The 23,425-nt window shown below is 64.1% G+C and carries 20 protein-coding genes; 10 read left to right on the top strand and 10 right to left on the bottom strand.

Annotation, left to right across the window (positions count from 1 at the left end):
• Position 1: 1 nt before the first annotated feature.
• Entirely contained in the window at positions 2-1,285 is a 1,284-nt protein-coding gene (locus CRO22_RS04025; protein WP_281254740.1) for a PP2C family protein-serine/threonine phosphatase, read from the bottom strand.
• Between the two features lie 153 nt (positions 1,286-1,438).
• Between CRO22_RS04025 and CRO22_RS04020 the strand changes: the two genes are divergently transcribed.
• On the top strand, positions 1,439-1,768 hold the full coding sequence (locus CRO22_RS04020) for an Hpt domain-containing protein (protein WP_097068890.1): 330 nt from the start codon (positions 1,439-1,441) through the stop codon (positions 1,766-1,768).
• On the opposite strand, the gene ilvA is transcribed toward CRO22_RS04020, so the two are convergent.
• The gene (gene ilvA / locus CRO22_RS04015; RefSeq protein WP_097068889.1) at positions 1,769-3,016 is read right to left on the bottom strand and encodes a threonine ammonia-lyase IlvA; all 1,248 of its coding nucleotides are present in this window, start codon (positions 3,014-3,016) and stop codon (positions 1,769-1,771) included.
• Between the two features lie 156 nt (positions 3,017-3,172).
• On the opposite strand from ilvA, the gene CRO22_RS04010 reads away from it, so the two are divergent.
• Together CRO22_RS04010 and mog are read left to right on the top strand one after the other, a co-directional pair.
• Positions 3,173-4,402, top strand: coding sequence for an argininosuccinate synthase (locus CRO22_RS04010; RefSeq protein WP_097068779.1), 1,230 nt, complete (start codon positions 3,173-3,175; stop codon positions 4,400-4,402).
• Positions 4,399-4,926, top strand: coding sequence for a molybdopterin adenylyltransferase (gene mog / locus CRO22_RS04005; RefSeq protein WP_097068778.1), 528 nt, complete (start codon positions 4,399-4,401; stop codon positions 4,924-4,926). The genes CRO22_RS04010 and mog overlap by 4 nt, the downstream gene beginning before the upstream one ends.
• A gap of 22 nt (positions 4,927-4,948) precedes the next feature.
• Here the strand turns inward: mog and ubiG are convergent, their stop codons facing one another.
• Complete coding sequence (ubiG, locus tag CRO22_RS04000; protein ID WP_097068777.1) at positions 4,949-5,692, bottom strand: bifunctional 2-polyprenyl-6-hydroxyphenol methylase/3-demethylubiquinol 3-O-methyltransferase UbiG; 744 nt, start codon at positions 5,690-5,692, stop codon at positions 4,949-4,951.
• Positions 5,693-5,760: 68 nt separating this feature from the next.
• Here ubiG and pip point away from each other — a divergent pair, with 68 nt between their 5' ends.
• The 5 genes from pip (at position 5,761) to infB (ending at position 12,266) form a co-directional block, all read left to right on the top strand.
• Entirely contained in the window at positions 5,761-6,738 is a 978-nt protein-coding gene (gene pip / locus CRO22_RS03995; RefSeq protein WP_097068776.1) for a prolyl aminopeptidase, read from the top strand.
• 152 nt (positions 6,739-6,890) lie between these two features.
• On the top strand, positions 6,891-7,493 hold the full coding sequence (gene rimP, locus CRO22_RS03990) for a ribosome maturation factor RimP (protein WP_097068775.1): 603 nt from the start codon (positions 6,891-6,893) through the stop codon (positions 7,491-7,493).
• Positions 7,494-7,496: 3 nt separating this feature from the next.
• Positions 7,497-9,110 (top strand): transcription termination factor NusA, encoded by a 1,614-nt coding sequence (nusA, locus tag CRO22_RS03985; RefSeq protein ID WP_097068774.1) that lies wholly within the window; start codon positions 7,497-7,499, stop codon positions 9,108-9,110.
• 1 nt (position 9,111) lies between these two features.
• Positions 9,112-9,741: an RNA-binding protein gene (locus tag CRO22_RS03980; RefSeq protein ID WP_097068773.1), complete on the top strand. Its 630-nt coding sequence runs from the start codon at positions 9,112-9,114 to the stop codon at positions 9,739-9,741.
• Positions 9,738-12,266 carry a translation initiation factor IF-2 gene (gene infB / locus CRO22_RS03975; RefSeq protein WP_097068772.1) on the top strand — a complete coding sequence of 843 codons (2,529 nt, stop codon included), beginning with the start codon at positions 9,738-9,740 and terminating at the stop codon, positions 12,264-12,266. Before CRO22_RS03980 ends, infB begins: the two co-directional genes overlap by 4 nt.
• Before the next feature lie 100 nt (positions 12,267-12,366).
• On the opposite strand, the gene CRO22_RS18785 is transcribed toward infB, so the two are convergent.
• From CRO22_RS18785 to CRO22_RS03955, 4 genes are all read right to left on the bottom strand, one after another.
• Positions 12,367-12,504, bottom strand: coding sequence for a hypothetical protein (locus CRO22_RS18785; RefSeq protein WP_097068771.1), 138 nt, complete (start codon positions 12,502-12,504; stop codon positions 12,367-12,369).
• A gap of 169 nt (positions 12,505-12,673) precedes the next feature.
• A complete protein-coding gene (locus CRO22_RS03965; protein WP_097068770.1) occupies positions 12,674-13,117 on the bottom strand; it encodes a (deoxy)nucleoside triphosphate pyrophosphohydrolase in 444 nt (147 codons plus the stop codon).
• Complete coding sequence (gene argJ / locus CRO22_RS03960) at positions 13,114-14,475, bottom strand: bifunctional glutamate N-acetyltransferase/amino-acid acetyltransferase ArgJ (protein WP_097068769.1); 1,362 nt, start codon at positions 14,473-14,475, stop codon at positions 13,114-13,116. Before argJ ends, CRO22_RS03965 begins: the two co-directional genes overlap by 4 nt.
• Before the next feature lie 28 nt (positions 14,476-14,503).
• Complete coding sequence (locus tag CRO22_RS03955) at positions 14,504-15,364, bottom strand: peptidylprolyl isomerase (protein ID WP_097068768.1); 861 nt, start codon at positions 15,362-15,364, stop codon at positions 14,504-14,506.
• Positions 15,365-15,546: 182 nt separating this feature from the next.
• On the opposite strand from CRO22_RS03955, the gene secA reads away from it, so the two are divergent.
• Both secA and CRO22_RS03945 read left to right on the top strand, forming a co-directional pair.
• Positions 15,547-18,261, top strand: coding sequence for a preprotein translocase subunit SecA (secA, locus tag CRO22_RS03950; protein ID WP_097068767.1), 2,715 nt, complete (start codon positions 15,547-15,549; stop codon positions 18,259-18,261).
• A 178-nt stretch (positions 18,262-18,439) separates the two neighbouring features.
• On the top strand, positions 18,440-19,417 hold the full coding sequence (locus CRO22_RS03945; RefSeq protein WP_097068766.1) for a hypothetical protein: 978 nt from the start codon (positions 18,440-18,442) through the stop codon (positions 19,415-19,417).
• A 3-nt stretch (positions 19,418-19,420) separates the two neighbouring features.
• On the opposite strand, the gene radC is transcribed toward CRO22_RS03945, so the two are convergent.
• From radC to dnaK, 3 genes are all read right to left on the bottom strand, one after another.
• Positions 19,421-20,188 carry a RadC family protein gene (gene radC / locus CRO22_RS03940; protein WP_097068765.1) on the bottom strand — a complete coding sequence of 256 codons (768 nt, stop codon included), beginning with the start codon at positions 20,186-20,188 and terminating at the stop codon, positions 19,421-19,423.
• Positions 20,189-20,270: 82 nt separating this feature from the next.
• A complete protein-coding gene (gene dnaJ / locus CRO22_RS03935) occupies positions 20,271-21,428 on the bottom strand; it encodes a molecular chaperone DnaJ (RefSeq protein ID WP_097068764.1) in 1,158 nt (385 codons plus the stop codon).
• Between the two features lie 68 nt (positions 21,429-21,496).
• Positions 21,497-23,410: a molecular chaperone DnaK gene (dnaK, locus tag CRO22_RS03930; protein ID WP_097068763.1), complete on the bottom strand. Its 1,914-nt coding sequence runs from the start codon at positions 23,408-23,410 to the stop codon at positions 21,497-21,499.
• Positions 23,411-23,425: the final 15 nt, after the last annotated feature.

The raw sequence follows: 23,425 nt of genomic DNA, 5'->3' as shown, positions 1-23,425 counted from the left end.
CTCAGCCGTTGTTTTCCTTCGCGCCGTCGAATTCGAACAGCACGGCAGAGGCATCATCGTCGAGCGCATCGCCCGAGATCTGATGCAGGTTCCAGTAAAGCGCGTCGAGCAGCGCCGGGCCGCGCAACGCGCCCAGAGTGACCAGCAATCGAGCAAGGCCCGTTTCGGCCAGCAGTTTGCCATCGGGCTGCATCACTTCGGTGATCCCGTCCGAGCCGAGGAAAAGCCGGTCGCCGGGGACGAGGCGGGTCGTCACTGTCTCGTAGCTGGCGCCCGCGAAAAGCCCCACCGGCATGCCGCCACGGCCCAGGAACTCCACCGCGCCTGAAGCCCGCAATACGGCCGGATAAGGATGGCCCGCCTGCACCAGCGCCACATCGCCCGAGATCATGTCGACATCGGCATAGATCAGGGTGAAATAGCTGTCTGTGCGCATCTCCTCGAGCACCAGCGCATTGAGATGCGCGGCAAGCTCGGCGGGGTCGCGGGCATCATAGATGCCGTATTCGGTCTGGATCAGCGCGATGTTCTGCTCGGGCGAAGAGCCGGACAGATAGCCCGCCAACCGCGCCGTCATCAAGGCCGAGGTGATGCCGTGGCCCGAAACGTCGATCCCGTAAAGTCCGACCCGGCGCGCATTGATCGGAAAAAAGCCGACCAGATCGCCCCCGACATGGCCAGAGGGGCGCAGCATCAGCGACACCTGCGCATTGCCGAAGCCGCGAAACCGCTCGCGCACAAGGCTTTGCTGCAGCTTGCGCGCTTCGATCAGGTCGCGGTCGATCACGTCATAAAGCGCGCGCAATTCTCCGAGCGCCGAAGAGAGAAGCCGGTTCTTCTCCTTCATCTCGTGTTCCATCTTCAGGATCCGCTCGCCCGCGGTGAGGCGCGCGCGCAGTTCCTCGCCATTCACTGGCTTGGCAAGAAAATCGTCGGCGCCGCTTTCCAGCCCCTCGGCAACATCGTTTTTGTCGGATTTCGAGGTGAGCAGGATGAAATAGCCGTAGCCCTCGCGCTTCATCTCCCTGAATCTCTTGCAGAATTCGATTCCGGTCATGCCCTCCATCATCCAGTCGGAGAGCACGAAATCGGGTTCGGTCTCGGCGCAGATCTCCAGCGCCTGCTCTCCGCTTTCGGCTTCGAGCACTTGATAGCCCGAGCGCGCGAGCTGAGCCGAGAGAATACGCCGCTGCATCCGGCTGTCGTCGACCACGAGCACGCGCCGCGGCTGCGCCGTTGCCGCGCCACGGGTTGAGGGTCGCTCATCTTTCAGCGGTTTGGACACGCGGTTCACCGGATACTCTGCTTCGCGTCAAATTGCGGGATCTGACTTAAGAAGCGGTAAACGTCCCTAAACATGACGGGACTTAAAGCTTCGGCAACCTTTGGTCCCTAGCGTGGGACGCGGTGAAGGAAATTGGGGTCCGTGGAGGGCATGATGATTGATTGGGAACGGGTCGCCGAGCTGCGATCCGAGATCGGCGCCGAAGGGTTTGCCGAAGTGCTCGAGCTTTTTCTCGACGAAGTGGAAGCGGTGGTGATGAACCTGGGCCGCAAACCCGGCAAGCTGGGGGATGAGCTGCATTTTCTGAAGGGATCGGCCTGGAACCTGGGCTTCCGAACCTTTGGTGCGATGTGTCAGGACGGCGAGCGGCGCTGCTCGGCGGGCAAAAGCGAGACGGTCGATATTCCCGCCGTGCTTGAGTGCTACGGCGCCTCGAAACAGCAGTTCATGGGCCGGGTGGACGAATTCCTCTCGGCAGCCTGATCAGATCAGGAATTCAGCCAGCGCCGAATCATCGGTGATATCGCGGTAGTCAAAACCTGCCGCATCAAGCTTTCCGGTCAGCGCCGCAAAGGCGCTGGCCTCTTTCGTTTCGATGCCGATCAGCACCGAGCCGAAGTTGCGCGCCGATTTTTTCAGATATTCGAACCGGGCGATGTCATCTGCGGGGCCGAGCATTTCGAGGAATTCGCGCAGCGCACCGGGGCGTTGCGGCATCCGCAGAATGAAATATTTCTTCAACCCCGAGAAGCGCTGGGCGCGTTCCTTGACTTCAGGCAGCCGCTCGAAATCGAAATTGCCGCCCGAGGTGAGGCAAACCACGGTCTTGCCGCGGATCTGATCGGCGAGTTCCGGCAGCACGTCGAGCGCCAGCGCGCCCGCGGGTTCGAGCACGACGCCCTCGTGGTTGAGCATCTCCAGCATCGAGATGCAGATCCGGTCTTCGGGCGAAAGCAGCACATGTTCGGGCGCGATCCAGCCGAGCCTCGAGAAGGGCAGCGCGCCGATCCGCGCCACTGCTGCGCCATCGACGAAACTGTTGACCTGTTTCAGCGTCACGGGTTCACCTGCCGTGAGCGCCGCGATGAGGCTTGCGCCGCCCAACGGTTCGACGAAGCGGTATTCGGTCTGCGGCGCGGTGGCGCGCAAATATCCGGTGACCCCCGCGGCGAGGCCCCCGCCCCCCACCGGCAGGATCACCATGTCGGGCGCGCGGCCAAGCTGGTCGAGGATTTCGACGCCCACCGAGGCTTGCCCCTCGATCACATCCTCATCGTCGAAGGGCGAGAGGAAATGCGCCCCGGCCGCTTCGCAAAACGCCTGACTCGCGGCGAGCGTCTGGTCGAAATAATCGCCCGTCAGCACGATCTCGACCGCATCGCCGCCAAAGACGCGGGTCTTGTCGATCTTCTGCTGCGGCGTGGTGACCGGCATGAAGATCGTTCCCTTCACGCCGAAATGACGGCAGGCAAAGGCCATGCCCTGCGCATGATTGCCCGCCGAGGCGGCGACGAAATGGGTGGCGCCCGGGTCGATCGCGCGGCGCTTGCGCATCGCGGTAAAGGCGCCGCGCAGCTTGTAAGAGCGCACCGGCGTCAGGTCTTCGCGCTTGAGCCAGATCTCGGCACTATAGCGCTTCGAGAGAAAGTCATTGCGCTGCAAAGGCGTCGGCTCGAAGAGCGCGCGCAGCGCACGGGTGGCGGCAAGGGCGGCAAGGGCGAACTGGGTCATCGCCGAGATGTGGCGCCAAGCAGCGCTTTGCGCAAGCCCAAAGGCGGGCGCGCCATTGTGCGGGGCACAATTGGGTGCGGCCAAACCCCGCCGCGGCCCTTGAGAAGCGGGCAAAAACCCACTATGCCGCGCGAAACGCAGCTTCGGAGGCTATCCATGTCCGCTCCCAAGAAAGTCGTGCTTGCCTATTCCGGCGGCCTCGACACCTCGATCATCCTGAAATGGCTGCAGACCGAATACGGCTGCGAGGTGATCACCTACACCGCCGACCTCGGTCAGGGCGAGGAGCTGGAGCCGGCGCGGGCGAAGGCCGAGCTGCTGGGCATCAAGCCGGAAAACATCAACATCGTCGATGTGCGCGAGGAATTCGTGCGCGACTTCGTGTTCCCGATGTTCCGGGCGAATGCGCTCTATGAGGGGCTTTATCTGCTCGGCACCTCGATCGCGCGGCCGCTGATCTCCAAGCATCTCGTTGAGCTGGCGCAAAAGCACGGCGCCGATGCGATTGCCCATGGCGCAACCGGCAAGGGCAACGATCAGGTGCGCTTCGAGCTTTCCGCCGCCGCGCTCGACCCCGCGATCAAGGTGATCGCGCCCTGGCGGCTCTGGGATCTGACCTCGCGCACCAAGCTGCTGGAATTCGCCGAGGCGAACCAGATCCCGATTGCGAAAGACAAGCGCGGCGAGGCGCCGTTCTCGGTCGATGCGAACCTCTTGCACACCTCGTCGGAGGGGCGCGTGCTGGAGGATCCGGCGGTCGAATTCCCCGATTACGTGCTGCAGCGCACCGTGCCGGTGGAACAGGCCCCCGATCAGGCAGAGATGGTGGAGATCACCTTCGAGAAGGGCGATGCGGTGGCGATCAACGGTGAGGCGATGTCGCCCGCGACGATCCTTGCCAAGCTCAACGAGATCGGTGGCAAGCATGGCATCGGCGTGCTCGATCTGGTGGAAAACCGCTTCGTCGGCATGAAGTCGCGCGGTGTCTATGAAACCCCCGGCGGCACGATCCTTCTCGAGGCGCACCGCGGCATCGAGCAGATCACGCTCGACGCGGGCGCGGGGCACCTGAAAGACAGCATCATGCCGCGCTATGCGGAGTTGATTTACAACGGCTTCTGGTTCAGCCCCGAACGCGAGGCGCTGCAAGCGCTGATCGACAAGACGCAGGAGCATGTCTCGGGCACGGTGCGGCTCAAGCTTTACAAGGGCAAGGCCTCGACCGTGGCGCGCTGGTCGGAAGAGAGCCTCTATTCCGAAAAGCACGTCACCTTCGAGGAAGATGCGGGCGCCTACGACCAGAAGGACGCGGCGGGCTTCATCCACCTCAACGCGCTGCGTCTGCGCCTCATTGCCACCCGCAACGCGCGTGTGGCGAAGAAATGAGCGCCAAGGTCGCCATTGTCACCGTTTCCGACCGTGCCTCGCGCGGGGAATACGAGGACAGGGGCGGGCCGGGCTGTGAAGACTGGATCCGGGGCGTCGTGACGACGCCCCTTTCCATTTCCCGCGTGATCATTCCCGACGGGCGCGACAGCGTGGCCGCCTGTTTGCGCGGGCTGGTGGCGGAGGGGGCGGATCTGATCCTCGTCACCGGCGGCACGGGCCCCGCGCCGCGCGATGAAACGCCCGAAGGGGCGGGCGCGGTGATCGAGAAGGAACTCGCGGGCTTTGGCGAGGAGATGCGGCGGGCGAGCCTTCGGGAAGTGCCGACGGCGATCCTCTCGCGCCAGACCGCAGGCATTGCGGGCAAAAGCCTGATCATCACGCTGCCGGGCAGCCCGCGCGCGATCGGCACTTGTCTGAATGCGGTTTTTGCCGCCGTGCCCTATTGCCTCGATCTGATCGGCGCGGCCCATATCGAGACCGATCCGACCAAGATTGCGGCGTTCCGCCCGAAGGCGAAGTAGCAGGGGGGCACTGCCCCCTGCCTTACCGTTTCACCGCCGCGGCGGCGTAGTTCACGCTCAGATCGCGCGACGAGAGCGACCAGCTCCAGCCGAGCGGGTTGAACACCATCCCCTTGCGGTCGATCGGGTCGAGGCCTGCGCCGCGCATCAGGCCGTAAAGCTCGTCGGGCGTGATGAATTTCGACCAGTCATGCGTGCCCACCGGCAGCCAGCGCATCACCCGTTCCGCGCCGAAAATCGCCATCATGTAGCTTTTCGGATTGCGGTTGAGGGTCGACATCACCATCAGCCCGCCCGGGGTCATCAGGCTTGCGCAGGTGTTGGTGAACCCCTGAGTATCGGCGACATGCTCGATGATCTCCATCGCCAGCACCACGTCGAACCGCTCGCCCGCGGCGGCAAGGTCTTCGGCGGCGCAATTGCGGTAGTCGATGGTCAGCCCCGATTGCTCGGCATGGAGCTGCGCCACGGGGATGTTTTTGGGCGCCGCATCCGCGCCCACCACGGTGGCGCCGAGCCGCGCCATCGGTTCGGCGAGCAGCCCGCCGCCGCAGCCGATGTCCAAGAGCCGCAGCCCCTCGAACGGGCGCGAGGCTTTCAGGTCGCGGCCGAACTGGGTGGCGATCTGGGTGGTGATGTAATCGAGCCGGCAGGGGTTGAGCATGTGCAAGGGCTTGAACTTGCCGTTCGGATCCCACCATTCTGCGGCCATTGCCTCGAATTTCGCCACCTCGGCGGGGTCGATCGTCCTTGTCGCAGCTTCCATGCCACCCTCCGGCTGAATTTTTCCTCCGCCCCGTGGCGGGCGGGTTGCCTGCGTTATATAGTGCAGCGATGGACAAGAACGCAGGGCAAAAGCGCACGGCCAGCGCCTTTCTTTATCCGCCGATCGAGCCCTTCGATCAGCGGCTTCTCGACGTGGGCTTTGGCCATCAGATCTATTTCGAGCAATCCGGAAACCCGCAGGGGCGCCCCGTTGTCGTTGTCGTGTGTCATGGTGGACCGGGGGGCGGTTCCAGCCCCGCGATGCGGCGCTATTTCGATCCGGCGCATTACCGCATCGTGCTCTTTGACCAGCGCGGCTGCGGGCTCTCCAAGCCGCATGCTTCGGTCAATCACAACACCACCTGGGATCTGATCTCCGATATGGAGCGGATCCGCACCGCGCTCGGCATCGAGAGCTGGATCGTCTTTGGCGGGAGTTGGGGCGCGACGCTCGCGCTCCTTTACGCGCAGACCTACCCCGACCGCGCCGAGGCGCTTGTTTTGCGCGGCGTGTTCCTTGCGCAGCGCTCCGAGCTCGAGTGGTTTTACGGTGGTGGGGCGGGGCAGTTCTTCCCCGATCTGTGGACACAATTCATTGCGCCAATCCCGGACGAGGAACGCCACGACATGATCACCGCCTATAACCGGCGGCTCTTTTCGGGCGATTACCTGCAAGAGGCGCGGTTTGCGCGGCATTGGGCGATGTGGGAAAACGCGCTCGCCTCGGTCGATTACGATGGCTTTCCCGGCGAGGCGCCGCCCGATTACGCCCATGCCTTTGCGCGCATCGAGAACCATTACTTCATGAACCATGCGTTTTTGGAAGAAGACGGCCAGATCCTGCGCGACCGGCACCGGATCGAGCATATTCCCGCCACCATCGTTCAGGGCCGGATGGATATGATCTGCCCGCCGATCTCCGCCTGGCGGCTCGCGCGCGGCTGGAAGCGATGCGACCTGCGCCTTGTGCCCGCGGCGGGCCATGCGCTGAGCGAGCCGGGCATCACCGCGGGGCTCGTGGCCACGATGGATCGCATGCGCGGCTGAGCGGTTTTACAGGTCTTTGACAGAAAGCTTGCAACGCAGACCGCTTTCGCCTATATGCACCTCAACAGCGGCGTATCGAGGTCCAAACTTGATACCCACCGAACCTATGTTGCGGGCCGCTACGGCCCGTTTTTTGTTTTCAGGGATCGGATATGACCGACCTTATCGCCAAGACCGCGATCGACCGGCGCCTTGCCGAAATCGTCGGCCCCTCCATCGAGGGGCTCGGCTTCGAACTCGTGCGCATCCGCCTGCAGGGCGGCAAGCATCCCCTTTTGCAGATCATGGCGGACCGCCCCGAGGGCGGAATTGACGTGGATGATTGCGCGGTGATCTCCACGGCGATCTCGGCCGTGCTCGACGTGGAAGACCCGATCGAGGAAAAATACACGCTCGAGATCTCTTCACCCGGCATTGACCGGCCGCTGACCCGGCTGAAGGATTTTGACGCCTGGGAAGGCTATGAAGCCCGGCTTGAGACCTCGGAGCAGATCGACGGGCGCAAGCGCTTCAAGGGCCTGCTGCGCGGCACCGAAAATGACGAAGTGCTGATCGAGATCGAGGAGCAGGGCGAGCAGGTTACCATCGGGTTGCAGTTCGACTGGCTCACCGATGCGAAACTGATCCTGACCGATGAGCTGATTGCCGAGATGCTGCGCCAACGCAAAGCCGCCGGCATCATCGACGAGACGAAATTCGACGATATCGAAGACGACACGAACTCCAACGACCAAGATCCCGACGAGGAGACCTGAGAGATGGCAATCACCTCTGCCAACCAGCTCGAACTTCTGCAAACGGCCGAAGCCGTCGCCCGCGAGAAGATGATCGACCCGGATCTGGTGATCCAGGCGATGGAAGACAGCCTCGCGCGGGCCGCGAAGTCGCGCTATGGCGCCGAGATGGACATCCGCGTGGCCATCGACCGCAAGACCGGTCGCGCCAGCTTCACCCGCGTGCGCACCGTGGTCGAGGAGGATGCAGTCGAGAACTATCAGGCCGAACTGACCGTGGCGCAGGCCAAGCAATATCTCTCCGACCCGAAGGTGGGCGATGAGATCGTGGACGAGGTGCCCCCGGTGGATCTTGGCCGGATCGCCGCGCAATCGGCCAAGCAGGTGATCCTGCAAAAGGTCCGCGAGGCCGAGCGCGACCGCCAGTTCGAGGAATTCAAGGACCGCAAGGGCACGATCATCAACGGCGTGGTCAAGCGCGAGGAATACGGCAATATCATCGTCGATATTGGCCGCGGCGAGGCGATCTTACGCCGCAACGAGAAGATCGGCCGTGAGAGCTACCGCCCGAACGACCGCATCCGCGCCTATGTGAAGGATGTGCGCCGCGAGACCCGTGGGCCGCAGGTGTTCCTCAGCCGCACCGATCCGCAGTTCATGGCCGAGCTCTTCAAGATGGAAGTGCCGGAGATCTATGACGGTATCATTGAGATCCGCGCCGTCGCCCGCGATCCGGGCTCGCGGGCGAAGATCGCCGTGATCTCGAACGACAATTCGATCGACCCGGTCGGCGCCTGCGTCGGTATGCGGGGGAGCCGCGTGCAAGCTGTGGTGGGCGAGCTGCAGGGCGAGAAGATCGACATCATCCCGTGGAACCCCGAGCCCGCCACCTTCCTCGTCAACGCGCTGCAACCGGCGGAAGTGGCGAAGGTGGTGATCGACGAGGAAGCGGGCAAGATCGAGGTCGTGGTGCCCGACGAGCAGCTTTCGCTGGCGATCGGTCGGCGCGGGCAAAACGTGCGGCTGGCGAGCCAGCTCACCGGGCTCGATATCGACATTCTGACCGAGGCCGAGGAATCGAGCCGTCGTCAGGCAGAATTCGCCGAGCGCACCAAGCTCTTTGTCGATGCGCTCGATCTCGACGAATTCTTTGCCCAGTTGCTGGTGGCGGAAGGCTTCACCAACCTCGAAGAGGTGGCCTATGTCGACCTCGACGAGCTTCTGTCGATCGAAGGTGTGGATGAGGGCACGGCGGAAGAGCTGCAAGCCCGCGCCCGCGACTATATCGAGGAGCAGAACCGCAAGGCGACCGAGGCCGCGAAGGCCATGGGCGTCGAGGAATCGCTCTTTGACTTCGAGGGGCTGACGCCCCAGATGATCGAGGCGCTGGCAAAGGATGGCGTGAAGACGCTCGAAGACTTCGCCACCTGTGCGGACTGGGAACTGGCAGGCGGCTGGACCACCGTCGATGGCTCGCGCGTCAAGGACGACGGCATTCTCGAGAAATTCGGCATGTCACTCGAAGATGCGCAGACGCTGATCATGACGGCGCGGATCCAGCTCGGCTGGGTCGACCCCTCGGAACTGGAGACGGCCGAGGCGGAAGAAGAAGACACCGAGGAAGAGACCGAGGAATAAGATGAGCCGCGGGGGCCGGGAGAAAGATCACGAGGAGGCTGAACGGCGCTGCATCGTCACCCACGATGTCGCGCCGAAGGTCGGGCTCGTGCGCTTCGTGCTCGGTCCTGACGGCATGATCTACCCGGATCTGGCCGAAAAGCTTCCCGGCCGCGGGATCTGGGTCACCTCGGAACGCGATGTGCTGGAAAAGGCGGTCTCGAAGGGGCTCTTTTCCCGCGCCGCAAGGTCGCAGGCCAAGCTGCCCGAAGACCTTTTGGGTCTCGTCGAAACGGGCCTGGCGCATCGCGTGGTGGAGCTGATTTCGCTTTCCCGTAAGGCGGGGGATGCGGTCTGCGGCTTTGAAAAGGTCAAGGGCTGGCTGGCCGACGGGCGCGCGAAGGTGCTCTTTCAGGCGTCGGACGGTTCGGACCGCGGCAAGGGCAAGCTCTGGACGCCCCCCGGCGGGCGCTGGTTCGGCTGCCTGACCGCCTCGGAATTGGGTTTGGCTTTTGGCCGCGACCGTGCGATACACGGCGCGCTTGCGGCTGGAGGACTCACCCCTCGTGTGATTAGAGAAGCGGCAAGGCTTGCGGGATTGCGCAGGCAGGACGGCGGCCAGACCGCCATGAAGGATACGAAGACGGCATGAGCGATACGGACGGCAAGAAACCCCTTGGTCTTGGTGGCGGCGCGCGCCCCGGTTCGGTGAAGCAGAGCTTCAGCCACGGGCGCACGAAGAACGTCGTGGTCGAAACCAAGCGCAAGAAGGTCATGGTGCCCAAGCCCGGTGCCGGCGGTGCAAAACCGTCTGGCAACCCCGCGCTGGGTGATCCGTCGCGTCGCCCGGCCGGGATCTCCGATGCCGAGATGGAACGCCGTCTGAAGGCATTGCAGGCCGCCAAGGCCCGTGAGGTCGAGGAAGCCGCGCAACGCGCCGCCGAGGAAAAGGCGCGCGAGGAAGAGCGCGAGCGCCGCCGCGCCGAGGCCGAGGCCAAGGAACGCGAGGAGCGCGAGCGCGAAGAGGCGCTCAAGCTCAAGCAGGAAGAAGAGGAGCGCAAGGCCCGCGAGGCGGAGCTGCGCGCCCAACGCAAGGAAGAAGTGCGCGCGAAACCCGCGCCCAAGCCTGCCACCCCCGCCGATCCGGCGGCGGCCGAGGCGGCGGCGGCGCGTGCGGCCACCAAGGGGGTTTCGACCACCGGCCCGCGCAAGACCGACCGTGATCGTGATGACCGCAGCACGCCGCAGGTCGACCGCACTTCGAAGGGCAAGGGCGACGAGGGCCGCCGCGCCGGCAAGCTGAGCCTTTCGGATATCGAGGGCGAGGGCGGGCGTCAGCGCTCGCTTGCCGCGATGAAGCGCAAGCAGGAAAAGGCGCGGCAAAAGGCGATGGGCTTCGGCCAGAAAGCCGAGAAGATGGTGCGCGAAGTGCAACTGCCCGAGACGATCGTTGTCTCCGAGCTTGCCAACCGCATGGCCGAACGTGGCGCCGATGTCGTCAAGGCGCTGATGAAGATGGGCATGATGGTCACCGCCAACCAGACCATCGACGCCGACACCGCCGAACTCATCATCGACGAGTTCGGCCACCGCGCGGTGCGCGTGTCGGATGCCGATGTCGAACAGGTGATCGACACGGTCGAGGACAAGGACGAGGATCTCGTCTCGCGTCCGCCGATCATCACGATCATGGGCCACGTCGACCACGGCAAGACCTCGCTTCTCGATGCGATCCGGCATGCCAACGTGGTTTCGGGCGAGGCGGGCGGCATCACCCAGCATATCGGCGCCTATCAGGTGACGACCGAATCGGGGGCTGTTCTGAGCTTCCTCGACACGCCCGGCCACGCCGCCTTCACTTCGATGCGGGCGCGCGGTGCGCAGGTGACCGATATCGTCGTGCTGGTGGTGGCCGCCGATGACGCGGTGATGCCGCAGACGGTCGAGGCGATCAACCACGCCAAGGCCGCCAACGTGCCGATGATCGTGGCGATCAACAAGATCGACAAGCCCGCGGCCAATGCCCAGAAGGTCCGCACGGACCTGCTGCAGCATGAAGTCGTCGTCGAGGAGATGGGCGGCGAGGTGCAGACGGTCGAGGTGTCTGCCAAGACCGGCAAGGGGCTCGACACGCTGCTGGAGGCGATTGCGCTGCAAGCCGAGATCCTCGAGCTGCGTGCCAACCCGCATCGCGCGGCGCAGGGCGCGGTGATCGAGGCCAAGCTCGACGTCGGCCGTGGCCCGGTGGCGACGGTTCTGGTGCAACACGGCACGCTCAAGCGCGGCGATATCTTCGTTGTCGGCGAGCAATGGGGCAAGGTGCGCGCGCTGCTCAACGACAAGGGTGAGCGGGTCGAGGAAGCCGGGCCTTCGGTGCCGGTGGAAGTCCTCGGCCTCAACGGCACACCCGAGGCGGGCGACGTGCTGAACGTGGTCGAGACCGAGGCGCAGGCGCGCGAGATCGCCGACTACCGGATCCAGGCTGCGAAGGACAAACGCGCCGCCGCCGGTGCCGCGACCACGCTTGAGCAGCTGATGGCGAAGGCCAAGGCGGACGAGAGCGTGGCCGAGCTTTCGGTCGTGGTGAAGGCCGACGTGCAGGGCTCTGCCGAGGCGATCGTGCAGGCGCTCGAAAAGATCGGCAACGACGAGGTGCGGGTGCGCGTCATCCACTCCGGCGTCGGCGCGATCACCGAAAGCGATATCGGCCTTGCCGAGGCGTCTCAGGCGCCGGTGATCGGCTTCAACGTCCGGGCCAATGCGCCCGCACGCGCGGCGGCGAACCAGAAGGGCGTCGAGATCCGCTACTACTCGATCATTTATGATCTGGTGGATGACATCAAGGCGGCTGCCTCGGGGCTGCTTAAGGCCGAGGTCCGCGAAACCTTCATCGGCTATGCCTCGATCAAGGAGGTCTTCAAGGTCTCTGGCGTCGGCAAGGTGGCGGGCTGCCTTGTCACCGAGGGTGTGGCGCGCCGCTCGGCGGGCGTGCGGCTTCTGCGCGACAACGTGGTGATCCACGAAGGCACGCTGAAAACGCTCAAGCGCTTCAAGGACGAAGTCAAGGAAGTGCAATCCGGTCAGGAATGCGGCATGGCCTTCGAGAATTACGACGATATCCGCCAAGGCGATGTGATCGAGATCTTCGAACGCGAGGAAGTGGAGCGCAAGCTCTGAGAACTCCTCTGCTCGCGGCGTTCATGCTGCGGGCAAGAGACCGGAACGAAACAGGGGGGCCTTGGGCCCCCCTTCTGCTTTTTTGGCATACCGGTTGCGGTCAGGCGGATTTCCTGAGCACCGGTTTGCCGGTGAACAGGCCTTCGCCGACACGCACCACGATCTTGCCATTCTCGAGCTGGCTTTCGAATGTTCCCTGAACGGAAACGCAGCTGCCGACAACGATGGTGCGAAGCATGAGGCACTCTCCCATAGGTTTATATGAGTGAGCTTAGTCACGATAATTTTACGAAGTGCAAATGAAAAAGGGACGCACCCGGCAACAAAGTGTAAATTTGTTGCGCATGGCGCCTTTATGACGCAGGATAATTTCTGCACTGCAGTGATTATTTCTGCGCGCGCAACAATCAGAGCCAGTCTTGCAGCACAGCGATCAGCGGTTCGTCGGCGGGCGGCATCGGGTAATCGCGTAGGTCCGAAGGGGCTACCCAGGCCAGTTTCTGCCCCTCGCGCGGCAGCACCTTGCCCTCCCAGCGGCGGCAGGCAAAGACCGGCATCAGCAGGTGAAACTCGGCGTAGGCATGCGAGGCGAAGGTGAGCGGCGCGAGGCAGCTTTGCCAGGTGTCGATGCCAAGTTCCTCGTGCAGCTCGCGGATCAGCGCCGCCTCCGGCGTTTCGCCCGGCTCGACTTTGCCGCCGGGAAACTCCCAGAGCCCGGCGAGCGATTTGCCTTCCGGGCGCTGGGCGAGCAGCACGCGCCCGTCAATGTCGATCAGCGCCACGGCGCTCACCAGCACCACCCGCGCGGGCGCAAGCGGAGCGGGCGTGCCGGGCCCGCAACCACCGCTCACGAGCGGTAATCCGCGTTGATGTCGATGTAGCGATGCGTGAGATCGCAGGTGAAGACCGATTTCGCCGCCGCGCCGAGGCCCAGATCGACGCCGATGACGAGTTCCTGCCCCTTCATGTAAGCGCTCGCGGCCTCTTCCGAGTAATCGGGCACGCGCGCGCCCTTCTCGGCCAGAACCATCTCGCCAAAGGAGATCCGAAGCGTATCACGGTCCGCTTTCGCGCCGGATTTGCCCACCGCCGCCACGACCCGGCCCCAGTTCGCATCCTCGCCCGCGATCGCGGTTTTCACGAGCGGCGAATTGGCCACCGCCATCGCCACCTTGTGGGCATCGGCGACCGTCTCGGCACCGCTCACGCGCACCTCGACGAATTTCGTCGCCCCTTCACCATCGCGCACCACCTGATGCGCGAGATCCATCATCACCCCACGCAGCGCGGCTTCGAAATCCTTCGCCACTTTGGAACGCAGATCGGTGATTTCTGCCGCAGGGCTCTTGCCTGTGGCGGCGAGGATCAGCGCGTCGGAGGTGGAGGTATCGCTGTCAACCGTGATCGCGTTGAACGTGTCATCGACCTGCCGCGAGAGCATCTTTTGCAGAAGTTTCGCAGAGATCTTCGCATCGGTGAAAATGTAAACAAGCATCGTCGCCATGTTCGGCGCGATCATCCCTGAACCCTTGGCGATGCCGGCGAGATGGATTACCCCGCCCTCGGTCTCGACCTCGGCAGAGGCCCCTTTGGGGAAAGTGTCCGTCGTCATGATCGCGCGCGCCGCGGCTTCCATGCCTTCGGCATCGAGCGCGTCCACAAGCCCCGGCACGGCCGCGACGATGCGCTCATGCGGCAGTGGCTCGCCGATCACCCCGGTAGAAGAGGAGAAAACGCGGTTGGCCGGAAGGCCGAGCGCATCGGCTACGGCGGTCGTTACGGCATCGACCGAGGCTTGCCCGGCGGCGCCGGTGAAAGCATTGGCATTGCCCGAGTTGACGAGGATCGCGGCCCCCGCGCTTTCGTCCACCGTGTCCGCCAGCTTCGCCTGGCAGTCGAGCACGCAGGCGGCGCGGGTGGCCGAGGTGGTGAACACCCCGGCGAGGCTCGCGCCCGGCGCGATGCGCGCGAGCATCACATCGGTGCGGCCCGCATAACGCACCCCGGCGGCGGCGGCGGCAAAGGCCACCCCTTCGATCACCGGCAGCGCAGGAAAGGCCGCGGGGGCAAGCGGCGAGATCGGGTTTTTCGCCTTGGACGGGGTCGCAGGCGCCTTTGCGGGCGCGCTTTCGCCCAGCTTCCCCTTCAGCGCCCGGACCTTTGCCTTCAGCCGGTCGATGCGCGCCTCAAGCTCTTTTTTCTTGCCCATGATGTCTCCTCGCCCGCCGATATTCGGCTTATTCCTCGCCCGTCAGTTTGGGATCCTTCAGGACCGCGGGGTCGATGCCCTCAACGAATTTTTCTACTGTCGCCTTCGCCACGGTATCGTTCACCCGGTCCTCGACCGCCTTTTGCCGCAGGTCGCCCGAGAGATCGGCGGTTGCTTCCTCCAGCGTCGGCGCGGCAGCAAGGCGGCTTTCGATCAGCTTCACCACGTGCCAGCCGTATTCGGTCTGGATCGGGCCTTTCACCTCGCCATCCTTCATCCCGGCAACCGCTTCGGCAAAGGGCTGCACCATCGCATCGAGCCCGAACCAGCCCAGATCGCCGCCGTTCGCCGCGGCCCCGTCTTGCGATTTTTCCTTCGCGAGGGTGGCGAAATCGGCGCCGCCCTGGATCTCGGCGAGGATCGCCTTCGCCTCTTCCTCCGTCGGCACAATGATATGCGCGGCGTGGAACTCCCGGCTCGGTTCGGCCTTGGCGTATTTGGTGTCATAGGCCTGTTTGAGCGCCTCGGGCGTCACCGCGCGCTTGGCGGTATAATCGAGCAGCATGCCCGCCAGATAGGCGCGCCGGTCCACCTCAAGCGCGATCTCGTCGCGATGGGTCATCATGCCTTCGCCGATTTCGGACAGCGCGGTTTGCTGGATCAACTGATCCAGCACGCCCCCGAACAGGATCTCGTCGGGCAGTTGGCGATATTCGGCGGGCAGCGCGTTGCGCACCGCAACCATCATGCCGAGGGTGATTTCCTTGCCATTGACCTTGGCCACCACGGTATCGGGGCCGAGATCCTTGGGCGCAGCTTCTGCGAACGCACCCGTGGCGAGGCAGGCCAGAACGGCAGCGGTGCCCAGAAATGTCGTGATCTTCGGCATGAAAGCCTCTCCGCAAGGGCCGCGGCACCCCGCGGCGTTGACACTCGGACAGCGCACCCTTACATCGCCAAGGGTCCTGTGAAGGCGCTCCGCCCTTATTCGCTTGCCGTTCTACGGGCGTCCGGAGGGTGCGGCAAGGCTGCATTTCACACGATTAGGTCAGTCGAACCCGCGGAGACAAAATGCTGGGCATCGGATTCATTGCAAGAAAGATTTTCGGCACGCCGAATGACCGCAAAGTGAAGCGGACCCGCCCGATCATCGCGAAGATCAACGCGCTCGAGCCGGAGTTCGAAAAGCTGACCGACGAGGGCATCGTCGCCAAGACCCGCGAATTGCAAAAGCGCGCGCAATCGGGCGAGAGCCTCGATGCGCTTTTGCCCGAGGCTTTCGCCAACTGCCGCGAGGCGGCGCGCCGGGCGCTTGGCCTGCGCGCTTTCGACGTGCAGCTTGCCGGCGGCATTTTCCTGCATCAGGGCAATATCTCGGAAATGAAAACCGGCGAGGGCAAGACCCTTGTCGCCACCTTTCCGGCCTATCTGAACGCACTCGCGGGCAAGGGGGTGCATATCGTCACGGTGAACGACTACCTCGCCAAGCGCGACTCGGACTGGATGGGCAAGGTCTATCGCCAACTGGGCCTGACCTGCGGCGTCGTCTACCCGTTTCAGGGCGATGGCGAGAAACGCGCGGCCTATGCGGCCGACATCACCTATGCCACGAACAACGAACTTGGCTTCGATTACCTGCGCGACAACATGAAGGCCTCGGTGCCGGAAATGTATCAGCGCGGTCATTTCTTCGCGATCGTCGACGAGGTGGACAGCATCCTGATCGACGAGGCGCGCACGCCGCTGATCATCTCGGGGCCGTCGCAGGACCGCTCCGAGCTTTACCGCACGCTCGATGCCTATATTCCGCTGCTGGACCCCGAGCATTACACGCTCGATGAAAAATTCCGCCGCGTGACTTTCACTGAAGAGGGCAACGAATTCGTCGAGGACAAGCTCCACGAGAGCGGGCTTCTGCCCGAGGGTCAGTCGCTCTACGACCCGGAAAGCACGACGATCGTGCACCATATCACGCAGGCGCTTTCGGCCCACAAGCTGTTCCACAAGGATCAGAACTACGTGGTGGCGAATGACGAGGTGGTGCTGATCGACGAATTCACCGGCCGGATGATGAAGGGCCGCCGCCTTTCCGATGGCCTGCATCAGGCGATCGAGGCGAAGGAAAACGTCACGATCCAGCCCGAGAACGTCACTCTCGCCTCGGTGACCTTCCAGAACTATTTCCGCCTCTATTCGAAGCTTGCGGGCATGACCGGCACGGCTGTGACCGAAGCGGAGGAGTTCGGCGACATCTACAGCCTCGGCGTGGTGGAAGTGCCGACCAACCGCCCGATTGCGCGGAAAGACGAGCATGACCGCGTCTACCGCACCGCGCGCGAGAAATATGCCGCGGTGATCGAGGCGATCCAGGAGGCCAATGCCAAGGGCCAGCCGACGCTCGTGGGCACAACCTCGATCGAGAAATCGGAGATGCTCTCCGAGATGCTGAAGAAGGCGGGCATCGCGCATAACGTGCTCAACGCGCGCCAGCATGAGAAGGAAGCGCTGATCGTTGCCGAAGCGGGCAAACTCGGCGCCGTCACGATCGCCACTAACATGGCAGGCCGCGGCACCGATATTCAACTCGGCGGCAATATCGAGATGCAGGTGTTGCAAGAGCTTGCCGCGACGCCAGAGGCCAACCCCGATGCGGTGCGCGCCCGCATCGAGTCGGAGCATGCGAGCGAGAAGGAAAAGGTGCTGGCCGCGGGCGGCCTCTTCGTTCTGGGCACCGAGCGGCACGAAAGCCGCCGCATCGACAACCAGCTCCGCGGTCGCTCCGGCCGTCAGGGGGATCCGGGGCGCTCGCTGTTCTTCCTCTCGCTCGAAGACGATCTGATGCGGATCTTTGGCTCCGACAAGCTTGAGGGCGTGCTCTCGAAGCTCGGCATGAAGGAAGGCGAGGCGATCATCCACCCCTGGGTGAACAAATCGCTCGAACGCGCGCAGGCGAAAGTCGAGGGCCGCAACTTCGACATGCGCAAGCAGCTTCTGAAATTCGACGATGTGATGAACGACCAGCGCAAGGCGATCTTCAGCCAGCGCCGCGACATCATGGAAACCGACGAGATCGGCGAGATCGCGCGCGACATGCGCCTGCAGGTGATCGAGGATCTGATCGACGATTACGCGCCCCCCAAATCCTATGTCGATCAATGGGATATCGAGGGGATGCACGCGGGGATCGCGGAGCAGCTCGCGCTGGATCTGCCGATCACGCAATGGGCGGCGGAAGAAGGGGTGGATCAGGAAGTGCTGGGCGAGCGGATCATCGCGGCCTCCGACGCGCTGATGGAGCAGAAAACCGAGGGCTTCGGCGCCGAAACGATGCGGCTGATCGAGAAACAGATTCTGCTGCAGACGATCGACGCAAAATGGCGCGAGCATCTGGTGACGCTCGAACATCTGCGCTCGGTGGTGGGCTTCCGCGGCTATGCGCAGCGTGACCCGCTTTCCGAATACAAGACCGAGGCGTTCCAGCTTTTCGAGGCGATGCTCGACAGCCTGCGGTTCGAGGTGACGAAGCGGCTCGGCCAGATTCGTCCGATCAGCGAGGAGGAGCGGCAGGCGTTGCTCGCCGAGCAGGTTCGGCAGATGGCGCAGGCAGAGGCGGAAGTGGCTCCGACCCCGGCCGCCGCGTCGGCGGAGCCGCCGCAGGCTCTGGCCGCGGCGGTCCCGGGTTTTGACGAATCGGATCCTGCCACCTGGGGCAATCCGGCGCGCAACGACCCCTGCCCCTGCGGCTCGGGCGAGAAATTCAAACATTGCCACGGCCGTCTGGCCTGAGCGGGGACAGAGATCCAAGTTGTGAGGGCGGCGCAGGGCAACCTGCGCCGTTCTTCGTTTGACTGGAATGGTTGGGAATTCACGAATACGGCACGAATGGGGAAACAATGCCCCGGTTCGGCCCAACCCTCGCCCTGATTGCCCACCATTCTGGGGGCAGCGGAAAGGGGAATCGGCCATGAAAGCGCTCCACAAGATCATCATTGTCGGCACCACTTTCGTTCTGGCGGCGGCAACCGGGCATGTGATGCAGAATTCCGCGCGCTACGGGCTCGACGCGGCGCCACAACCATCGGTCGGGCCTGGTGTTCCGGCATTGCCGGAAACGCCCGCCGTGGCACGGACGCTCCCGCCCGGAGCCGCGGCGGAGGAACGCATTCCCGATTTGCCGATGCCGGCGGCGGGGCCGCGGCTCGACGCTCTGCTCGATCTGGCCCGGGGGCTGCCACCTGCGCAGGAACCCGCCAGTCCCGGTTTTTCGCAGGACGAGAAACCAAATGCCTGCGCGAGGCCCGCATTGCGTGCCGCACCCGCGGCCTCGGCCGGCGTGGAACTGAGCCTCAGCGCTCCCTGCATACCCGGTGCTTTGGTGACGATCCGCCACGAGGGCTTGCGGCTGCCGGTCCGGCTGTCGGAGACCGGACACTGGAGCGGCATCGTGCCCGCGATGACGACCAAGGCCCGCTTTGCGGTCGAACTGCCGAACGAGCCTGGTCCCGAGGCGACGCTCGCCGTGCCCGATCTCGCCACGGTGAACCGGGTGGCAATCCTGAGCATGGCATCCGACCGGATGACGTTGCACGGGCTTGAATACGGCTCCCAGCCGGGGGGGGCGGGCGATGTGTCCGCGCAGGTGCCGCGCGCGCCCGAGACGGCCTATGGCGGCTGGATGGCGGTATTCGAGGATCGGGAGTTTTCGATGCGAACCGAGATCTACACCGCGCCCGCTGGCATGTCGGACATTCGCATGACGCTTGAAACCGAAGTCACCCCGGGCAATTGCGGGCGCGATCTGGCGGCGGCGGGGAGCCGGGTTTTGCGCGGGCTGAGCGAGCCGGAGGCCTGGATCGACCTTTCGATGCCCGATTGCGATGATGTCACCGGGCTCGTGGTGATGCCGCTGCCGGATTTTCCGGTCGATGTGGCGGCGCGCTGAGGCTCAGAGCAGCCCCTCGGCGCGGAAGCTGAGCTCCCGCCCCTTGCCGATCACCAGATGGTCATGCAGCACCAGCCCGAGCGCTGTGGCGGCCTTGGAGATCTGGCCGGTCATGGCGATATCGGCGCTTGAGGGTGTCGGGTCGCCCGAGGGGTGATTGTGCACCAAAATGAGTGCGGAGGCGTCGAGTTCGAGCGCGCGCTTCACCACCTCGCGCGGATAGACCGGCACATGATCCACCGTGCCCCGCGCCTGTTCCTCATCGGCGATCAGCACATTCTTGCGGTCGAGGTAGAGCACCCGGAACTGCTCGGTGCTGCGATGCGCCATCGCCGCGTGACAATAGTCGATCAGCGCCTGCCACGAGGACAGCACCGGACGCTGCATCACCCGCGACCTGGCAAGCCGTTGCGCGGCGGCCTCGACGATCTTCAACTCTTGCACCACCGCATCTCCCACGCCGGGAACCTCGGTCAGCCGTGCGGCGGGGGCGGAGAGCACCTGCCCGAAAGTGCCGAACCCATCGAGCAGGCGGCGGGCGAGCGGTTTGACATCCTGCCGGGGCAGGGCGCGAAACAGGATCAGTTCCAAAAGTTCATAATCGGGCATGGCCGCGGCGCCGCCCTCCATGAAGCGCGCGCGCAGCCGCTTGCGGTGATCGGCGATATAGGAGGGGAGTTTTTCCGGGCCAAGCGCCACCACCGGCGCCTCGTCGAGGTCGCCGAAGAGCGGCAGCGACCGCTCGTCAGGGTTGGAGCCGCGCGGTGTCATCCGCACAGTCTGCGCGCGCATGGTAAATGAAAAGTTAACGGCGCCGGCGGCCGTCAACGAAAGGGCGCCCGAAGGCGCCCTGTCATCCTTTCATCCCGTCCCAGAAGCCCTTGACCTTCTTGAAGAAGGAGGCCCCCTCGGGATTGTTTTCGGCCTGAATGCGCTCGAATTCGGCGAGCAGTTCCTTTTGCCGGACGGTGAGGTTGACCGGCGTCTCCACCGCGAGCTCGATCACCATGTCGCCCTGCGCGCCGCCGCGCAAGGCGGGCATGCCCTTGCTGCGCAACCGCATCTGCCGGCCGGACTGGCTGCCCACCGGGATCTTCACTTTGGATCGGCCGCCGTCGATCGTCGGCACCTCGACCTCGCCACCAAGCGCAGCCAGCACCATGCTCACCGGCACGCGGCAAAAGAGGTTCACCCCCTCGCGCTGGAAGAGCGCGTGCTCGCGCACCTCGATGAAGATGTAAAGATCCCCCGCCGGGCCGCCGCGCAGCCCCGCCTCGCCTTCACCGGCCAGCCGGATCCGGGTGCCGGTTTCCACCCCCGCGGGGATGTTGACCGAGAGCGTGCGTTCCTTTTCGATCCGGCCCGCGCCGTGGCAGACCTTGCAGGGGTTTTTGACCACCTGACCTTGCCCGCCGCAGGTGGGACAGGTGCGCTCGACAGTGAAAAAGCCGTTTTGTGCCCGCACCTTGCCCAGCCCCGAACAGGTCGGGCAGGTTTGCGGCTCGGCCCCGCCCTCGGCGCCGGTGCCATTGCACGAGGTGCAGGGCGCCGAGCCCGGAACGGTGATCGTTTTCTGCGCGCCCTTGTAGGCCTCTTCGAGCGTCACGCGCATGTTGTAGCGCAGATCCGAGCCGCGGGTCGCGCGTGAGCGCCCGCCGCCGCCGGGGCCGCCGCGCCCGCCCATGAAATCGCCGAACAGGTCTTCGAACACATCCGAGAAGGCCGAGGCGAAATCGCCCTGACCGCCCGCCCCATAAGGCCCCCGCGGACCACCGCCCATGCCGCCCTCGAAGGCCGCATGGCCAAAGCGGTCATAGGCCGCCTTCTTGTCGGCGTCCTTCAGCACGTCATAGGCCTCGTTCGCTTCCTTGAACTGGGCCTCGGCGTTCGGGTTGTCCTTGTTGCGGTCGGGGTGAAGTTCTTTCGCCTTGGCGCGATAGGCCTTCTTGATCTCTTCGGCCGAGGCGCCCTTGGCGACGCCCAGAACCTCGTAGAAATCACGTTTTGCCATTGCAGAACCCCGCTGTGAGAACAAGGAAGCGAGCCCCGCTAGGGGGCCCGCTCCTCAGGTTCCGGCGCTTACTTGCGCTTGTTGTCACCCATGTCCTCGAAATCGGCATCGACGATGTCATCGTCCACCGAGCGCGGGCCATCTTCTTCCGGTTCCGCGCCACCTTCCGCCGCGGCCTGCGCCTTGTAGATCGCCTCGCCGAGCTTCATCGCCGCATCGGTCAGGTTCTGCACCGCGCCTTTGATCTTGCCGGGCTCGTCGGTTTTCAGCGCCTCTTCAAGCGCATTGCAGGCCAGTTCGATCATCTCGACGGTCGAACCGTCGACCTTGTCGCCATGCTCTTCGAGCGACTTGCGGGTCGAGTGCAGCAGGCTTTCGCCCTGGTTGCGGGTCTCCACCAGCTCCTTGCGGGTCTTGTCGGCTTCGGCATTCGCCTCGGCGTCCTTGATCATCTTCTCGATGTCGTCATCCGAGAGACCGCCCGAGGCCTGAATGGTGATCTGCTGCGATTTGCCGGTGCCCTTGTCCTTCGCCGAAACGGAGACGATGCCGTTCGCGTCGATGTCGAAGGTCACCTCGATCTGCGGCACGCCGCGCGGCGCCGGCGGGATGTTCTCGAGGTTGAACATGCCGAGCATCTTGTTGTCCGCGGCCATCTCGCGCTCGCCCTGGAATACCCGGATCGTCACCGCGTTCTGGTTGTCTTCGGCGGTCGAGAAGACTTGGCTTTTCTTCGTCGGGATCGTCGTGTTGCGGTCGATCAGCCGGGTGAAGACACCGCCCAGCGTCTCGATGCCGAGCGACAGCGGGGTGACGTCGAGCAGCACCACGTCTTTCACGTCGCCTTGCAGCACGCCCGCCTGAATGGCGGCGCCAAGCGCGACGACCTCATCCGGGTTCACGCCCTTGTGCGGCTCCTTGCCGAAGAACTTGGTCACTTCTTCGACCACGCGCGGCATCCGGGTCATCCCGCCCACGAGCACGACCTCGTCGATCTCGTCTTTCGAGACGCCGGCGTCTTTCAGCGCGGCGGCGCAGGGTTTGAGCGAGGCCTTGATCAGGTCTTCCACGAGGCTTTCGAGTTTCGCACGGGTGAGTTTCATCACCATATGCAGCGGCGTGCCCGATTTCGCATCCATCGAGATGAAGGGCTGGTTGATTTCGGTCTGGCTCGAGGACGACAGCTCGATTTTCGCTTTTTCAGCGGCTTCCTTCAGCCGTTGCAGCGCCATCTTGTCTTTCGTCAGATCGACGCCGTGCTCTTTTTTGAACTCGTCGGCGAGGTAATGGACGATGCGCATGTCGAAGTCTTCCCCGCCGAGGAAGGTATCCCCGTTGGTGGATTTCACTTCAAACAGGCCATCGTCGATCTCGAGGATCGTGATGTCGAAGGTGCCGCCGCCGAGGTCATAAACGGCGATGGTCTTGGTGTCCTTTTTGTCGAGCCCATAGGCCAGCGCGGCCGCGGTCGGCTCGTTGATGATGCGCAGCACTTCAAGGCCGGCGATCTTGCCCGCATCTTTGGTGGCTTGGCGTTGCGCGTCGTTGAAATAGGCGGGGACGGTGATCACGGCTTGCGTGACGGTCTCGCCCAGATAGCTCTCGGCGGTTTCCTTCATCTTTTGCAGGATCACGGCCGAGACCTGCGCGGGCGAATATTTCTCGCCATGCACTTCGACCCAGGCATCGCCATTGCCACCGTCAACGATGGAATAGGGGACGAGCTTCTTGTCTTTTTGCACTTCCGCATCGGTGGTGCGGCGGCCGATCAGCCGTTTGACGGCGAAGATCGTGTTGGTCGGGTTGGTCACCGCCTGGCGTTTGGCGGGCTGGCCCACCAGACGTTCGCTGTCCGTGTAAGCGACGATGGAGGGCGTCGTGCGCGCCCCTTCGGAGTTCTCGATCACGCGGGGCTGCGAGCCGTCCATGATGGCAACGCAGGAGTTCGTGGTCCCGAGGTCGATCCCGATGACTTTGGCCATTTCAATACCTCTTCT

This window comes from Rhodobacter maris, assembly GCF_900217815.1.
GTDB classification, from domain to species: domain Bacteria; phylum Pseudomonadota; class Alphaproteobacteria; order Rhodobacterales; family Rhodobacteraceae; genus Rhodobacter; species Rhodobacter maris.
Note: the sequence above shows the minus strand (reverse complement) of the source record. Positions and strands in the feature narration are given on the sequence as shown.

Coding starts and splice junctions, on each gene's coding strand:
- CRO22_RS04020 (WP_097068890.1), top strand. CDS start 1,439: ATGATTGATTGGGAACGGGTCGCCGAGCTGCGATCCGAGATCGGCGCC.
- ilvA (WP_097068889.1), bottom strand. CDS start 3,016: ATGACCCAGTTCGCCCTTGCCGCCCTTGCCGCCACCCGTGCGCTGCGC.
- CRO22_RS04010 (WP_097068779.1), top strand. CDS start 3,173: ATGTCCGCTCCCAAGAAAGTCGTGCTTGCCTATTCCGGCGGCCTCGAC.
- mog (WP_097068778.1), top strand. CDS start 4,399: ATGAGCGCCAAGGTCGCCATTGTCACCGTTTCCGACCGTGCCTCGCGC.
- ubiG (WP_097068777.1), bottom strand. CDS start 5,692: ATGGAAGCTGCGACAAGGACGATCGACCCCGCCGAGGTGGCGAAATTC.
- pip (WP_097068776.1), top strand. CDS start 5,761: ATGGACAAGAACGCAGGGCAAAAGCGCACGGCCAGCGCCTTTCTTTAT.
- rimP (WP_097068775.1), top strand. CDS start 6,891: ATGACCGACCTTATCGCCAAGACCGCGATCGACCGGCGCCTTGCCGAA.
- nusA (WP_097068774.1), top strand. CDS start 7,497: ATGGCAATCACCTCTGCCAACCAGCTCGAACTTCTGCAAACGGCCGAA.
- CRO22_RS03980 (WP_097068773.1), top strand. CDS start 9,112: ATGAGCCGCGGGGGCCGGGAGAAAGATCACGAGGAGGCTGAACGGCGC.
- infB (WP_097068772.1), top strand. CDS start 9,738: ATGAGCGATACGGACGGCAAGAAACCCCTTGGTCTTGGTGGCGGCGCG.
- CRO22_RS18785 (WP_097068771.1), bottom strand. CDS start 12,504: ATGCTTCGCACCATCGTTGTCGGCAGCTGCGTTTCCGTTCAGGGAACA.
- argJ (WP_097068769.1), bottom strand. CDS start 14,475: ATGGGCAAGAAAAAAGAGCTTGAGGCGCGCATCGACCGGCTGAAGGCA.
- CRO22_RS03955 (WP_097068768.1), bottom strand. CDS start 15,364: ATGCCGAAGATCACGACATTTCTGGGCACCGCTGCCGTTCTGGCCTGC.
- secA (WP_097068767.1), top strand. CDS start 15,547: ATGCTGGGCATCGGATTCATTGCAAGAAAGATTTTCGGCACGCCGAAT.
- CRO22_RS03945 (WP_097068766.1), top strand. CDS start 18,440: ATGAAAGCGCTCCACAAGATCATCATTGTCGGCACCACTTTCGTTCTG.
- radC (WP_097068765.1), bottom strand. CDS start 20,188: ATGACACCGCGCGGCTCCAACCCTGACGAGCGGTCGCTGCCGCTCTTC.
- dnaJ (WP_097068764.1), bottom strand. CDS start 21,428: ATGGCAAAACGTGATTTCTACGAGGTTCTGGGCGTCGCCAAGGGCGCC.
- dnaK (WP_097068763.1), bottom strand. CDS start 23,410: ATGGCCAAAGTCATCGGGATCGACCTCGGGACCACGAACTCCTGCGTT.